Source organism: Candidatus Harpocratesius sp. (assembly GCF_054039255.1).
The window spans coordinates 66,208-81,931 of sequence record NZ_JBPLBG010000064.1; the positions used below are offsets into that span (position 1 = coordinate 66,208).

At 30.0% G+C, this 15,724-nt stretch carries 13 protein-coding genes; 3 read left to right on the plus strand and 10 right to left on the minus strand.

Going from position 1 to position 15,724, the window contains the following annotated elements:
* Window positions 1-144: 144 nt before the first annotated feature.
* From glmU to ACXLDF_RS14170, 8 genes are all read right to left on the minus strand, one after another.
* Window positions 145-1,494 (minus strand): bifunctional sugar-1-phosphate nucleotidylyltransferase/acetyltransferase, encoded by a 1,350-nt coding sequence (gene glmU, locus ACXLDF_RS14135; protein WP_457559188.1) that lies wholly within the window; start codon window positions 1,492-1,494, stop codon window positions 145-147.
* Between the two features lie 63 nt (window positions 1,495-1,557).
* Window positions 1,558-2,613, minus strand: a complete 1,056-nt coding sequence (locus ACXLDF_RS14140) for a hypothetical protein (RefSeq protein WP_457559189.1) — start codon at window positions 2,611-2,613, stop codon at window positions 1,558-1,560.
* Between the two features lie 148 nt (window positions 2,614-2,761).
* The gene (locus ACXLDF_RS14145) at window positions 2,762-3,754 is read right to left on the minus strand and encodes a hypothetical protein (RefSeq protein WP_457559190.1); all 993 of its coding nucleotides are present in this window, start codon (window positions 3,752-3,754) and stop codon (window positions 2,762-2,764) included.
* Window positions 3,755-3,866: 112 nt separating this feature from the next.
* The gene (locus ACXLDF_RS14150) at window positions 3,867-5,093 is read right to left on the minus strand and encodes an LVIVD repeat-containing protein (protein WP_457559191.1); all 1,227 of its coding nucleotides are present in this window, start codon (window positions 5,091-5,093) and stop codon (window positions 3,867-3,869) included.
* A 96-nt stretch (window positions 5,094-5,189) separates the two neighbouring features.
* Entirely contained in the window at window positions 5,190-6,215 is a 1,026-nt protein-coding gene (locus ACXLDF_RS14155; RefSeq protein ID WP_457559192.1) for a DUF2804 domain-containing protein, read from the minus strand.
* A 23-nt stretch (window positions 6,216-6,238) separates the two neighbouring features.
* On the minus strand, window positions 6,239-8,974 hold the full coding sequence (locus ACXLDF_RS14160) for a PEP/pyruvate-binding domain-containing protein (protein ID WP_457559193.1): 2,736 nt from the start codon (window positions 8,972-8,974) through the stop codon (window positions 6,239-6,241).
* Window positions 8,975-9,350: 376 nt separating this feature from the next.
* Entirely contained in the window at window positions 9,351-10,382 is a 1,032-nt protein-coding gene (locus ACXLDF_RS14165; protein ID WP_457559194.1) for a hypothetical protein, read from the minus strand.
* Window positions 10,383-10,450: 68 nt separating this feature from the next.
* On the minus strand, window positions 10,451-10,678 hold the full coding sequence (locus ACXLDF_RS14170; protein ID WP_457559195.1) for a hypothetical protein: 228 nt from the start codon (window positions 10,676-10,678) through the stop codon (window positions 10,451-10,453).
* A 133-nt stretch (window positions 10,679-10,811) separates the two neighbouring features.
* On the opposite strand from ACXLDF_RS14170, the gene ACXLDF_RS14175 reads away from it, so the two are divergent.
* The 3 genes from ACXLDF_RS14175 to ACXLDF_RS14185 all read left to right on the plus strand — a co-directional run bounded on the left by ACXLDF_RS14175 (window position 10,812) and on the right by ACXLDF_RS14185 (window position 14,113).
* Window positions 10,812-12,494: a metallophosphoesterase family protein gene (locus ACXLDF_RS14175; protein ID WP_457559196.1), complete on the plus strand. Its 1,683-nt coding sequence runs from the start codon at window positions 10,812-10,814 to the stop codon at window positions 12,492-12,494.
* Between the two features lie 2 nt (window positions 12,495-12,496).
* Complete coding sequence (locus tag ACXLDF_RS14180) at window positions 12,497-12,802, plus strand: hypothetical protein (protein ID WP_457559197.1); 306 nt, start codon at window positions 12,497-12,499, stop codon at window positions 12,800-12,802.
* 156 nt (window positions 12,803-12,958) lie between these two features.
* A complete protein-coding gene (locus ACXLDF_RS14185) occupies window positions 12,959-14,113 on the plus strand; it encodes a hypothetical protein (protein ID WP_457559198.1) in 1,155 nt (384 codons plus the stop codon).
* Here the strand turns inward: ACXLDF_RS14185 and ACXLDF_RS14190 are convergent.
* Both ACXLDF_RS14190 and ACXLDF_RS14195 read right to left on the minus strand, forming a co-directional pair.
* On the minus strand, window positions 14,110-14,595 hold the full coding sequence (locus ACXLDF_RS14190) for a hypothetical protein (RefSeq protein ID WP_457559199.1): 486 nt from the start codon (window positions 14,593-14,595) through the stop codon (window positions 14,110-14,112). The genes ACXLDF_RS14185 and ACXLDF_RS14190 overlap by 4 nt on opposite strands.
* Window positions 14,596-15,035: 440 nt before the next feature.
* On the minus strand, window positions 15,036-15,724 hold a 689-nt coding region (locus tag ACXLDF_RS14195), incomplete at its 5' end, for a hypothetical protein (RefSeq protein ID WP_457559200.1).

A 15,724-nucleotide genomic window follows, 5' to 3' on the forward strand; every position in this document is an offset into this window, starting at 1 on the left:
GCAAAATTTTATAAAATGCATGAGAAATCTAATAAATATAAAACAATTTTGTCTTGATTACGCAATAATTGGATAGAAAAAGAAAAAATCCAAGAATTAGAAAGATATAGGTGTTGAATAGTTCAATGTTCAATTTTATCGTTTCTATTCTCTATTTTTAAGACTAGGTTTTGTTCGATTGAAATAGATTGAATTTGATGGCACATTCTCATGTATTACTGTATTACTTCCAACATGAGCATAGGAGCCGATGGTTTTTCCTGGCATAATACTAACTTGAATACCTAGCTGTGCATGATCTCCAACAACAGTGCCTAATTTACGACGCCCAGTATTAACCCGTTTACCCTTTATTTCCATCATAATATTTTGTTTATCTAATCTTAAATTGGCAGTAATTGAACCACAACCGAAATTCACATATTCTCCAATAATACTATCTCCGATATACGAAAGATGTGGAATTGCTGTATGATTCATAATTATAGATCCTTTAATTTCAGAACCATTTCCAACTTTACAATAATCTCCCAAAACTGTATATGGACGAATATATGCATTTGGACCGATAACACAGTTCTTTCCAATTTTTATTGGACCTTCTAAATAGCTACCTGATTTTATTATCGAATTTTCACCTAATACTACCGTACCGTGTATAGTTACAAAATTTTCAACGTTTCCACCGTTATTTATTAAATGAGGAAGAGGTAAGGTTGTCTTTGTTGTAGGTTCGCCTGGAAGTTTGTTAAGAAGATACTTTGTTGCTTCTAAAAGTTGCCATGGATGACCTACATCACTCCAAAAGGAATCAGAAATATCAAAAACATGGAATTTATCTCCTTTATTAATTCGGGCAGTTATGGCATCTGTTAATTCATATTCTCCTCGAGAGGATTTTGGTATTTGTCTTAAAGCATCGAAAATTGTGGGTGAAAAAATGTACACTCCAGCATTTGCAAGGGTCCCATATCGATCATCTGGTGGTTTTTCAATAAGTTTTCGCAAAATATTTCTTGAATCAACTTGTAAAATTCCCCATTTTGTAGGATCTGGCATGGATTTGGCAGAAATCACGCCATCATATTTTCCTGAAATGTAGTCTAATCGAATTTGTTGATATATACCTGGGTCCATGAATAAATCTCCGTAAATCAACATAAATTGTTTGTTGTTAGCGAATGATTCGGCTAATTGTGTAGCATGGCCTGTTCCCAGAAATTCCTTTTGATCAAGATAAGAAATTTGAAGACCCAGATTAGATTCTCCGTTTCCATAGAAATCTTGAATTTGTTCCTTTTTATATCCCACGATAAGTAATATTTCTTTAATTCCAATAATTTTAAGGGCTTCGAGTGTGTGAGAAAGTAAGGGTTTTCCACCAATGGCAATAAGTGGTTTGGGGCGCGTTTCTGTAAGTGGTGCTAAGCGTTTTCCGAAACCAGCAGCCAAGATCACAGCTTTAGAAACAATTTTATTTGATTTTTGTGTCATTTTTTTACCCTATTTAGTAATATCAAGTTAAATTCAATGATATTATTCATTCCTCTTTTCTGATTATTTTTTCTCATGATCTTGAACAAGTTCTGCACTTTCTTTCAAGATTTTTCGTTTTTCTTCTTCCAAACGTTTCAATTCCAATTCTTGTTTTACACGTTCAAGTTCTTTTCGCTTTTCAATTATTTCCTTCTCTTTTTCTAATCTTTCCTTTTCTTGTCGAAGGCGTTCTTCTTCAATCTTTCGTTGTTCTTCTTCTAATTTTAGTTTTTCCAGTTCGAGTTTTTTTTCATCTTCTTCTAGTTTTTCTTTTAAGGCTTTAGATTGGGCTTCTAGTTCTCTGCGTTCCAATTCTTCTTGCTCTAATGTTTTAATGTCTACGATTTCCTTTAGAACTTCATCTGCAGCAATCTTTGCTTCTTCAACACTCGCTCGCTTTAATACTCCATCTGCATCTTTTTTCAATACCTTATCTGCTGCAGTTATTAAGAGTTGTTCCTCAGGAGAAATATCTTCAATCGTTTTCTTTTCTGCTAAGAGTTGTTCGGCAGTTTTTACAATTTCGGTATTACTTGCGCGAATTTCAGATTCATCTTTTAACAATTTCAGAAATTTTAAAATTCGGGCTTCAATTTCATTGCGATTAGATTTTCCAACTGATTGAAGCACTTGAATTGCATTCTTTCTAACAAATTCTTCTGGATCTGAAAGACATGAGATGATCAAATCATAAAAGGGGATCATCGAAGAAGGATCTGTATCTGCGACATATTTAAGCAAACGTAGCATCCCTTCCCTTTTTTTGGGAGAACCATAGCGAATATAATCTTCAACATAAGGAAAAATTAATTTTTTATGGGCTTCAACAAATTTTTTTAAGGATATGATTATAGAATAACGAATAACATCATCATCAAAATTAAGGATTCCAAGGAGGGAAGGCATAATTTTCTCTACGACTTCTTCAGCTGTATCAGTAATAATATTTAAGCTGGGAACAAGATCTTCAATAAACTTCTGATCCCGCTTGTCTAAATTAGTTTTTATTAATTGAACCGCTGCATTATAGTCCTTTTTATCTATAAAATTGAAGATTTCTTCCATTGTGTTTTCCATAATGATTCATTCCCATAGGTGTTTTAATTCTTATTCATTATTTTGTTGTTATTTGATTGATTAAGTTCTATTTCAAAGATGTTAATATTTTTGCAATTTTTATTCATGCATTTTACATTATTAAGATTAATATTATTTTTGATTTAATTTATTGATGTTTTTTATATTTCAAATTATCCTGACGTAGAGCGTTGAATTTGTTCAGTAATTCTCGAATTTTGTTATAAGTTAAAGCATGAAGTTGATTTTGGTTTAAAAAATGATTAAGATTTTGATATTTTAAGGATAAAGTCAAATTTTCCTTTGAATCTTCTGCGAGTTCAATTTCAAAGTAATTTTCCTGTAAAAATTCAAAAAATTTTATGAAAAATTGAGTTTCTTCAGAAATATTATCTGAATGTACTTGAATAAAAGGTATTTTTATAATTAAGTTAATTTGATGTTCTCCACTAACGATTGAAACTCCTTCAAGATCCATTTCAGCACAATATGTATGAAAAACTAGATCCATTATGCTTAAATCTTTTATTATATCCTCTTTTGCATTTACAATTGTTAGGTCAGTGGTAAAATCAGATATAAATATAGCTCCTTCAAACCAGGTGATAATATGAGGTCCAACAATATCATAAAGAAAGGTTCCTTCTCGAATAACTTTATCTTTATGGATAATTCGATCAAAGATCTCACGATCACCATAGCGAAAATCCAAATTTACTGCAGGAATCTTACTTTTTTGTATTAATTCATGAAGTTTTTTAATATCAGTTTTGTAGTATTTGATTATATTCTTATACATGCGGGGAAACATTATATCAAGAAAATCTTTATTATAAATAAGTTCATCTTGTGGTGTGTAAAGAGTTGTATTCTTATTCAAATAACGTCGTATGTTGTTTACTGCTTGAGAGTAGCAAAACTGTGGAAGATCTTCGTAACCTGCTCCTGCTTGCAACCTAACCTTTAATAATATTCGTTTAGGACATTGAGGGGAGAGTACGCATATCATACGGTCATCTTCACAAGCCAAACAATATTCCCGCAATTCTTTAAATAATAGTTGATTTAGCTGCATCATGGCTTCTGGAGGCACAATATCTGTAGAAATGTAATTAACTAAATCTTGGACATTAAAAACCATGGTGCTAATTTAACCCAAGAACTACTTTCCAAAAAAGTTTACGCTGAAAAAAACTTATTCATATTTATTTTTGATAAATCTGATCACTTAATATGCATAACAATCAAGATAATTATTTTGCTTTTGGGCTAACTATTTTAGCGATAATAAAACCTATAACACCAAATACCACAAATAATGCTGCAATCTGCCATAAAATGTTTATTCTAGAGTTATCAAGACCAGAAAGATACGCATTTATTTCTGAACAATCATATATTATTAACTCTGAAATATATGGTTTTTGATCCATTTCATCTGTCTGTCCTACTGGATAACTTTGATTTACTACGAATAAAGTTGTTTTAACTAATCTCATTTGATTAAAATTCCCTTGTTCTTCAGATACATCAACATAATTAGGATAGCCATAGATTGGAACTTGCAATAAACACAAACCTGCTGAATTAAAGCCTCCAAATAAGAGACTATCATTAAGTAAAATATGTTCCATTGGAATTGTATCTGTTAAATTATTAATTACTTCAATATGAGATATGTTTTTCAAGTAAATAGAAAGTAGCCCTGCATTTTCTGCAGCCAAATATATAATATTATTTTCTAAATCGACAGCTAAGTCTTTTCCATTTATTTCATTATAATTTGAACTTGAGTTTAAATCATTAATTTGATCAACAAGAACACTTCTATTAACAGGTATTTGCAAATTGGAGAAATCAACAACCCGTAATCCAATAGTATCTTCGGCTAAAAACAAATAAGGTTGGCTGAATTGCATAGAGTTAAATTTATCACAATAAATTTTTCCTATATTTTCAACATGAAATGGATTGGAAATATCAAAATAATAAATTGATTTTTGAAATTGTGCAAAAAGAAGATTGTTTGATACAATTAAATGAGAAAAGCTAATGTTTAATGTTATTATATTTGTAATTTCATAATTTATTGGATCTGTAATGTTAAAAACTGAAATTCCTTGATTTTCAAGGGAAATATAAAGAAAATTACCGTTTTCATTAAGTGTCAAAGCAAGTATTGATGAATTCATATTAATTGATGACATTTCAACAGGATTCAAAGAATCAGATGTATTAAATATTCTAATTTGGTTGTTATCTGTGGCAATGAATAAATAGGAATCTGAAATTTCAAAGGTAGTAATTGACGAGGAAAATTGCAAAGAATTGTAACGATGAAATATTGTAGAAGAGTCTCCTGTTGCTTTTACTGGGAAAACTAAATTACTTGATGGATTTTCAGAACAATTTTGGAATTTTATCTGGGAAATGATGAAGAATAGAAGTATAAGATACATCATTTTTTTTTTTTTTTGCATTTTTTTTTTCAGAAAGATCTTCTTATTTATAATATTCATAGCAAAGCATAATAATGAAGCAGAATAAAAAAAATAATTGGAAAATGAAGTTAAATTTCACCATCGATTTACAACATGTTCTGCATGCCCAAATAAGTGATCTTCTTTAGAAATATGAAGAATTTCTCCATTATCCAACACCAAATCTCCTGAAAAATAACCGTACGCTTTTAATACTTTCATTCGTAAAACAAGAAAATTCGTATCTTCAACCATGATAAATGTGGGATGGAGTCGCATTTTTACTCGATCGTTATTGCTTTTAAAAATCCAATCATCTTTTACATTAGAATGGTTCCATTGATAAGTTACTTCATCTAAATGATGTCCCTTATGATTAAAGAAAATCATATTTTTACTGGATTCTGTTCCAAATCCATAATCAAAATTGAACCCTAATAAATTTCCTTTCCATAATCCCGAAGCTGATGCCCAATACCATGATGTTTTATAGGGAAACACAGCTCTGGTCCAATCTAAACATCCAAAACTTGGATTTTCTTCAGAAAACTGATATTGTTTTTCACCTACCTTAAAAGAACCAAAAGCTTGCATACAATTTGCTTTTTGTGCATAAACAAATTGTTTTGGGCTTCTAAATGGAATAATATTTATCAGAGATTCCATATCTCTTGGATAAAGTAACTTTATTTCACCACTGAAGCCTTTTCCTCCAAGATAATCAGGAAAATTAAATTTTAAAAGATGGTGATCGTCTTTCTTTAAACATTCCCACGAAGCATTCTTTATGGTATATCGAATATCACCAGAATTGCTCGATGGAGGTAAATTCAATTTTCCTTTTGTAAACCATTCTGATTCACTTGCTTCTGAGGTTTCATGACGTTTAAAATCTAAAAATTGAGCTTTAATAGTTCCTTGATATCCAACATCAAAAATAACCAGAATTAAACCGAATTCATCATTACGAATTTCGTAAAAATCCCATTCCTTGATTCGGAGAGGATTTGCACGGACTTTAGAACGTTCGTATTGTAATAAAAGATCTCGTGCCCATCCTGATTGAATCAGATATCCATTATTATCATGTAAAGGTCCATGTTTTGTAATTTCTGATTGCATATTTATAGTCACCACAAATTTAATTATTTCTTTGATTTAAAAAAAAGAATCCCAGATTGTGATATCGCATCAGCAAAGAATACTAATTTCTTATTAGTTTCAATAGAATTAGAAAGAAAATCATATATTTTAATAACACTTGCCCATCTTTGTTCATGCGGCATTATATCCAGCAATTTATTTGGCTCATCTTTCAATAATTCTAAGTTTTGATAATATTCTCCTTTATCAGTGTTTAAAGCAAAATAAAGTAAATTATTTTCCACAATATTATTAAAGAAATGAGTTCCCAGCGAAATATCAGGAATCAAATGATCGTGCATTTCAGCAATTTCACCAATAATGCTTATTTTGTTTATTTCTTCATACGTAATAGGAACACCCAAATTAGGTGAACTCGTTCCCCATCTGCCGGGGCCAATCAACATGATGTTTTGTGAATGGGAACAATAATTAAGATTTATATTTCCGATAATACGAGCAATTAGGTATTTTTCTTGAATACTTAACTCAGAGTAATCATGTGGAGATATATATATCAATCGATCTACAAATACATTCCGACTTGTACCAATCACTGGGCCTTTAAACTTTATTACAATGTTAGATTGTTCTATATTTTCAGGAGTTTTGATTCCCTTTGTTTCTTGAGTAACTTGAAATGGACGACATTGAAGTAAATGAATTGTATATTCTTTAAAAGATCGAAAATTAATTGTAAATTCAATATCTACTGGAAAAGAATAAGCTTTTTGTAATTCAGATAATATATCACCAAGATCTTGAAGAATATTTGAGTTATTTAGAATTGGTGTTAAGGTTAGAATAGAAGTAAACGAATGTTTCAACCCCAGCTGTTGAGCTCGCTGTTCAGCACCCGGATCAGCCGTAACAAATAAACTAATGGGGATATCAAGATCCATGTGAAAAAATCGATGATAAGGTATTGATTCTAATTTGTTAGTTTTTAGATTAAGAACATCGATATAATATTGCGAATATTTTCTAATTTCAGCTAAATCTTTGGAAGTGCGTAGGTTTGGTGCATTTAAAGCTACTAAGCGTGTATAATCATCTCCTGTACGATCTACTGCTCGAGTGCCTAATCCGAAAACTAATCTCAAGAATCCTGAATTTGGATCTATTTTTTCATCCCAAACAAAAGGATTATAAGAAAAACCTACTCCTGCAATGTGAGGGAGAAAATATTGGCCATAATCAATGCCTGATACTCTTTGTACTAATAGAGCCATTTCTTCATCTTTTACTAATAAATTACGATCTTGACGATATAACAAAGCTTCTCGAGAAACAGCACTTGCATATATCCGTTTTATTGCCGAAATAAAATTTTTTAAACGCTGTTCAGGTGTACCTTGATTTGGACAAAAAATCGTTTCATATTTTCCAGAAAATGAATTTCCGAATGCATCTTCTTGTAAACTACTAGATCTAACAACAATTGGTGATTGACCGAAATAATTCAGCATTTCTCGGAATTGTCGAATTATATAGCGTTCAAATTTGCCATTTAAGATTTTTCTTTGAATGTCTTGTAATCCTTGTAAAAATGTATTTTTATTTGTCAAACGCTTTCGATCTTCCCAACAATCGTTCAAAATCAAGAATGTATAGAAAAGATGTGAACCAATGAAAAATGAATCATGTTGCTCAAGTCTTTCTTTCATATCTGGTCTATTCTTTCTAATTATTGCTCTTGCAATTAAGAAACCAGATGTTTTTCCCCCAATTTGACCCGTCCCTATCATTCTTTTTCCGATTTTGATCAAATCTCTTAACGATAAATAATTAACTGCCAAAATTCGCATTCTATCATCATCTGGTAAAACCTTGCGAATAAGTTTGTTTTTTAACAATTCGATCTTTATTTTAATTTCATTTTCTTCTTCTTGGATATATTCTATACTTTGTTGTAATTTTTGTTCTGTTTTTAGTTCCACTTTGTTTTCTGCTTTTTGTTCTTCAAATTGATAATTAGATTCTTCAAGTTTTTCCATTAAATCTTGGGCTTTTTTAAAATCGACGAACCATGAATCCATTCTTCTAACTGTAAAATTTAATTCTGGAAGAGGGGTTTTTTTAATTATTCTAGTTATTGTCCCACTTTCCCGAACAGGCGTGAGTTTTCCTTCCAAACCTTCTGTTCGATCCCAATAATGAAGCATATGAATGCTTGAAGAATGTCTTTTTTCGACTTTCTCAGGATAAATATAATAATTGATTGTATTTACATGAGGATAAACATTAATTACTATTTGTGCCGTATTTTGAATATTTCTTAATGAATGGGATAAATTTTGATTCTGCAAAAGGGAAAAATAGGCTAATGCTTTCATTTTGTGTAAGTAGGGGCAAATTAATAAAAAGAAATTTGCGACCATTACATCACTATACCAATCAACAATGAGATCATCTAATAAGTCAAAAATATAGTAAACAAAAGGACCTTGTTGTTCTATAATTTGAATAATTTGAGCAACAAAGTCTTCAAAACCTTCAGCAGGGTTCAAAAAAATAGTGGTTGCTGCATATTCATCTTTTATTACTTTTTTCTGATTTCCATATCGGAAATAAACTAAATTGCTTCTCGATTTATTCGCAAAACGAGCAAAATATTCGACAAATGGTATATAGTCATCTATTGAAGATATTTGCCAAACGAAATTATCGCCTGGTTTTATCCCTTGTAAAATAGAATCCAGTTCTTCTAATCCTGTACTGATTTTTTTTTCATCCATACCCCTTAATCACCATATCAATCGTTCATGTAAAAAGATTTCTCAAACAAATGGGGTGTTCTTAATATTTAGATTCGATCACCTAATGGGTGAATTTCTTATGAAATTAATCAGATTTTCCTTTAATTTCAGTTTATACTTCCTTTAATTTCAGTTTATACTTCCTTTAATTTCACTAATAATTTGATGTGAATTAAAAATTTAAATCTTGATCAATTGATCAGTAAGCGAATTGTCTTATGCTTTTAAATAGCGAATATTTGCTTTATACTTGATTATATCAAGCAATAGATTTTAAAATTAAAAACAATCTTGAACTCCTGATCTAATAAATAAAAAATAAAAAAAATCAACCACGAAATAATTAATATATTTTTTAAATGTATTCAACATTAGTGGTGCCAGTTTTCAAGAGATCGCTTAGATTTTCCCTGATTTCATTGACATTCGCAACGTGAAACTTAAAAAGATAAATAAAAGTAAGTACAATGCTGGGAAATGCAATGATAACAATAAATCCTAACAAATATGCCCCTGCAAGTAAGTACACTTCAGCTGGGCCTAAACTGTGAATATTTTCTTGTAATGTTTGAATATTTTGAAGTAGAAATCCATAACCAAACATTATACCTCCTGTTCCTAAAAATTTCCTTAAAGTTCCCTTTCGAATTAACAATCCAACATTTTCACTGTTATGATCAGGATCAATCGATTTTATACAAGCATCCTGCATTATCCATAAGGTTGGAATTAACCAACTCGAAAGTAGAGGGGAAATAAACACAATAATTATTATTATTTTCAATAGATTTTGACCTTCTTCAACAGTTGAAATAGGGGAAATCCAGGTGAAAATCATACCTACAAGCGATGTAATCGCAAGAGATGCCGAAATTACGTCAAAAATCCTATTTCCAATATCTTTTATCTTATTTGCATTTAAATTCGTTGGAACGCGTTCAATATAGTATGTTTTTGTTGGATCATATTTTAAATCCATCAGAAAATTCAAAACTTTCCAGAAAACAGAAATTTTCAATTTTTCTTTTGGTTGCTTTTTCATTTTTTTGTTTATCTTTTTTTCTACCTCCTTTTTGTATCTTTTTACTAAAGGAACTAAATCGCGCTTAAAAAAAATCATTCCAATTTTTTTCCATAAAACAGGAACTAAAAAAAAGATAACTGGACTTAATAATATTGCCCAACTTCCAATTGGTCGAAAATATAGTAATAATAAACCGACAGTAATTACTGTAAAATAAAGGATTTTATGTATCCAGTTTAGTTTCTCCAAGCGAAATTCGAAAATTTTATCTGTTTTTTCGATTGTATTCAAATCAGGATTAGAAATTACAGAATTATCCGCTTGAACAGAATTGTCTGCAATATTATAATTATTATCGCTCATAAAAAATACTGGAATTTTGTTCCTAAAAAATATACTCAAAAAAATTTCTTTGTAAAATAATTTATTAATTAACTTGATTTTTCTTTGATAATTTTAGAAAGAGTATCAATTGATTGTGAAAAGTATGGACAGATGCGCGCTATGCAAACAGCTTCTTCTAAGGTTGTCTGAAAATCATTGAATGTACAACAGATATGATATTCATCATCAATGTCTTCAATTTTTTTTGCATGTATACAACGAGAGCACGGTAGAACCACTAATGCTAGATTCTCCCTACATTCTAATTTTTCCATGATTCTCAATCTTATTATAAAAACACACCAACAAAATTCATATTGATTCCAATTTTTCCAAAAAAAATATACAAATTTTACAATTTGGTAACAAACTTTTTTTCAATGTATCATTCTATTAATATTAATTAAGATGCCTCTTCGAAATCTCTTGGGAATGCCCAATTATGTCCGATATACAAAAACATTGAAAATATCACGAAATAAGTCCGGTCATTTTCCAAACCGTAGAATTGTTTTAATTTCTGACACTCATATCAGTTCAGGAATAAATTCTAGTTTTAACTGTGTTATGTTTCGAAAAGGATTAGAAGAGATCTCTCAAATTCCTGATGTTGACTATATAATTCATCTGGGAGATCTGACTCATGATGGAACCTATATGGAATATGAAATCGCCTTAGATATGATTAGGAAAATAAATTCGGAGAAATTTTATATTATTCCGGGCAATCATGATGCAAGAAATGTAGGTTATTTATTATTTGAAGAATTAGTAGGAAAACGTACTTTTGAAATTGAAGAACCTCATCTTTATATTTTAGGGGTTGACTCTAGTATCCCAGATCAAAATACTGGTCGAATTGGTTCAAGAGCTTTGGCATTTAGTGAAAAAAATTTTGAAGATCATACAGATCAAATTAAAATATTCGCTTTTCATCATCAGTTAATCCCTATTCCATATACTGGTAGGGAGCGTTCGGCTATTTATGATGCAGGAGATGCTCTTGAAATGGCACTACGAACAAATGTTGATTTAATCTTGAATGGACATCGCCATATTTCTAATGTCTACACTTGTTCAAGTGGAACAAGTGATTTAGTAATTTTTAATTCAGGAACTCTATCTGCAAATAAAACACGATATAGAGAATTATTTACCTACACAGTTTTAGATATTGAAGAAAATTACGCTAAATTTATTACCAAAAAGTTAATGGATGGGAATTTCATTGAACGAAGACGTTTTATCCACCAACGATTTCAACCATTTCAATTTAGTGCTGCTTCTCTAAATTTAGATGAAAAAGTAAATCCAGATTTAAATTCTGTGAAACCAATAGCGAAAATTATTCATGCAGGAAACTCTCATTTTAGTAATTCTTATTTTGTTTCAGATATTTTCTCACATGCTGTTAGGCAAATAAATAGTTGGAATCCTGATATCTTTATCTTTACTGGATCATTAACTGGAGGAAATAGACCAGAAGAATATGAATTGGCAAAAAAACGACTAGCTGAAATAAAAACACTACAAATTATTCTACCTGGTTTTAAAGATTTGACAAAATATGGATGGGATCGATTTTTAAATTATTTTAGTAAAACTGAACCGAATTTTGAAAATGAAAATTTACGGATATTAGGATTAAATACAGTTGATCCCCATATTAGTAATGGTGCTGTAGGTAGAAAAAGGATGAAAGAAATCACTGAATTTTTTTCAGAGAAAGTAGATTCAAAAATAAATATAATTGCAATGAATCACCGTTTAATTCCTTCGCCCAAACTTAAGTTTGAAAAGATTCTTGAAGATTCGGGTAGTGTACTAAAGAATTTTACCGCTCCTAATAACAATATTAATTTGATCTTGATGGGTAAGAACAATATTGGATTTTCATTACAACTTGAAGAAACAATTCTGTCTTTTACAGGTTCTCTTTCTTCAATTCAATGTGTTCGCCCACATTTTCACACTTTCAATAAAATATACATTTTTCCCAATGGTTCTGTATCTGTGTATGAACATGTAATTGAACACAATAAATCGTATCTTTTAGGTCATTTTTGGCAATCCACAAATGCAAGTAGATAATTATGCTGGCACAAAGAAGAATTTTCTCAATCGGAATGGCTATGGTAATCATCTTTGGAATTATTTCTGGAGCTACTGGTTATTTTATATTTAGATTCTTTCCAGATTTTTCTATCTACTGGGTTTTAGGAGGTTTTACTTTTCTATTATGGTGTGCTTTATTTGTTTATTTCCTTCCTAGAAATTACCCTTTAGGGCAAAAAAAAGACATTCTACTCAGATCTGGATATTTATCCATGATATTTCTTATATTCTATATCCCATGTTATTTTCTTGGATTTTCTATTTTTTTCAAAATAGGATGGTGATAACAGATTTCTAAAAATAAATTATTTTCATCTAAATTTAACTCGAGTACATTCTTTCAAAAGTCCTTTAAAAGACTAATTTCAAAGTCATTCAAACATTGGGTGTTATATTTCACAGTTTTTATGATCTTGAGTTGTTCTGTTTCAAATTTAATAATGTTTTCTGGGAAGAATAATAACAAATTTTCATCACTTCTCTCTTCTCCTCGAGATTTTGATATTATTCAAGATGGCGAATTTAAAAATTCCTTCATAGTTCTCGATGGAGTTAATCAATTGAAAATCATTTCTCAAAATAATAAAATTCTGGCAGAGAATGTGCTTCAAATTCCTTATGTTAGTGATATAGAGATTGGACCTAATAATACAATTTTTATTGTTGATCAATTACAAGACAGAATAATACAAGTTCCACTTTCAAATATATCACACGTTCTTTGGCAGTGGAATGCACATAATCCTGCAGATATCAATTGGTCAGAGTGGCTTTCTCATCAATATTGGGATAATAATTCTGTACTATCATTTTCAAAAAGTGTAAATTCATCTGATTTCTTTTTGGGTATAAGTTCAATTCAATTTTTAAATGGTTCACAACAAGCTCAAAATGCTTCATCTCTTTTAGTTTGCTGTGAATCTTTTAACTTTATTTTTGAATTAACTATATCTGAAACATCTGAAATTATATGGTCTTACGGTAAATACTTAAATTATGATTCTCTTGAATCTCCTCGAGTTGCATTATTAGCTCCAACTTCAGATCTATTTATTGGTGAGCATAAATCTCCCCTTGTTCGTCGAATTAATTATCCTTCGAGATTTTTAATGTCTTATTATTCGCGTAATTTTCCGAATGGTTTTGTGAAAGAAATTCAAGATATCGATTGGATTTCTGAAAATATGATATTAGTTGCTACAATTGGTAATCCAGGTCTTTCTTTGGTTAATATGAGTTGGCCTTCTTCTTCAAAATCAATTGATTTTTTAGATGTTGCCACTCCACAAGCAATAATGCATAATTCTTCCAAGATTTTCGTTTTAGATGAAAAAAGTTCTTCAATTTATATTTTAGATTCTTATTCTTTTGAAGTGGAGAAACAAATTGGTGAATCTTGGAGAAATTCTCAACTTTCTTTTGAATTTATTTTTCCAATTGGATATCTAGTTGGTTTATTTTTGTTGATAATTTGGAAATCTCCCCCAATGAAAAGAGATCTATTGATTACAAATATTATTTTCTTTGGAGTGATAATTATATTATTTATTCAAAGGCAGACTCTTCTTTATATTCTTTATTGGAATTTTTCTTAATTTTTGAAAACGCAAAGTTTTTGGTTTTTTGAGCGAATTCTACAGAACAATGATTCTGTTTTCTCAGTTGCAGGTATTGTAAAACGACTTCCATCTATTGCTAGAAGCGTGTGTTCTTTCCATGTGTTAATCTCGTATTTATTTTCAAGATTTTGGTAAAAAAGCTTGTTAGAATAATCTAACAAGTCAATAAAGACTTGATGTTTAATTTTTTTTCTTGCTTGAATAAAGGCGCTAGATGTTGGAATCACATTTAAATCGTTAGGAAATAGCTTTTCATAACTTAGGTTAAGGCGTGAAGTAATTGAATGTTCTGGTTTATTTAATAATAACCCAATCATTCGATTGAATGGTAATTTCCTGTTTCTCGTGAAATCATTAAGATTTGATTTATTTCTTTCACACAGAGAAGGTTCAATGATTTTGTTCTTGATTTTTTGAGTGTAATTAATATTATTGTCATGCTCCATACAAATACTCATGATTTATACACCTGAATTTCGTTAATTTCATTTCCATAGGCAGTAAATTAACGTTTTTTTCATGTGCATAAAAAGAATTATCCTTAGAATATAAAGATATCGATTTTAACATCAGCATAGGCGGAATAAATAAAAAATCTCCATTTTATGTGATTTATATTCAAAATTATGGAGTGTGTGAGCGTTTAATATTAATATTGTTTGAAAGATCTCTTTTGTTCTTAAAGAAATTGTTGTATTTTTTTGTCGATTTATATCTAACTTAATGATATTGAGATTTAATATTTATTATTTCGGATATAATTGAACCTTTCAAATTGAATTGATTGAATAGAATCTCATCAAGAAAGCACTAGATTAATGATAAATAATGTCAAATTTTGTCATTATAAATAGATACATAAAAATAAGAATTTTTAATAACTTAGAAAGTCAAGAAATTATAACAATATTTTAAATGAATCATTCAACCGAACAGAAGGCCAATAAAAATTAACTATATCCAAAAGAGTCTCTTTTAACTTGGGATCATCGACTTGTTCGGCCACCATTTTCATGTATCTCAAAAATTCTGTCTTTTCCCGAGTCCATCTAGGATTATTCGGCCCATATGTTTCTTCACAAAACATTCCATCTTCATCAAGTAATTCAGGATATTCATTTAATCGCGATTGATGCTCTTTAAAATTAAAATATACACTGTCAAAATTATCATCACTTGCTCCATTAACAATGTTCCAAAATTGAACAGGTAAATAGGAAAATGAAGGAATATACGGGCAATTGACAATTTCCATTCTCAACCATGGAATGTATGTGAATTCGATGGGTATTTCTTTAAGTTCACGGGCGCTGGATATATTAAATTCTTTTAAAGAAACACACAGTGCCCAATTTTTTGGAATTTCCTTAATTCGAGGCAGATTGTCAGAAGGTGGTGCAAGAGGGAGTGGGTTTTTAAGGCGTTCTCGACTCCAATTATCGAAATCAGTATCTTCTGGGGCTAATTTTTCCCAAAGATTAATCACCTCTAAGTAGTATGATTTTGAAAAATTAATATTCCAATCATCAAGATAGATATCCCTAAAAGTGATTTTCCTTAAATATTTGTATTGATCAGCCTTCATAG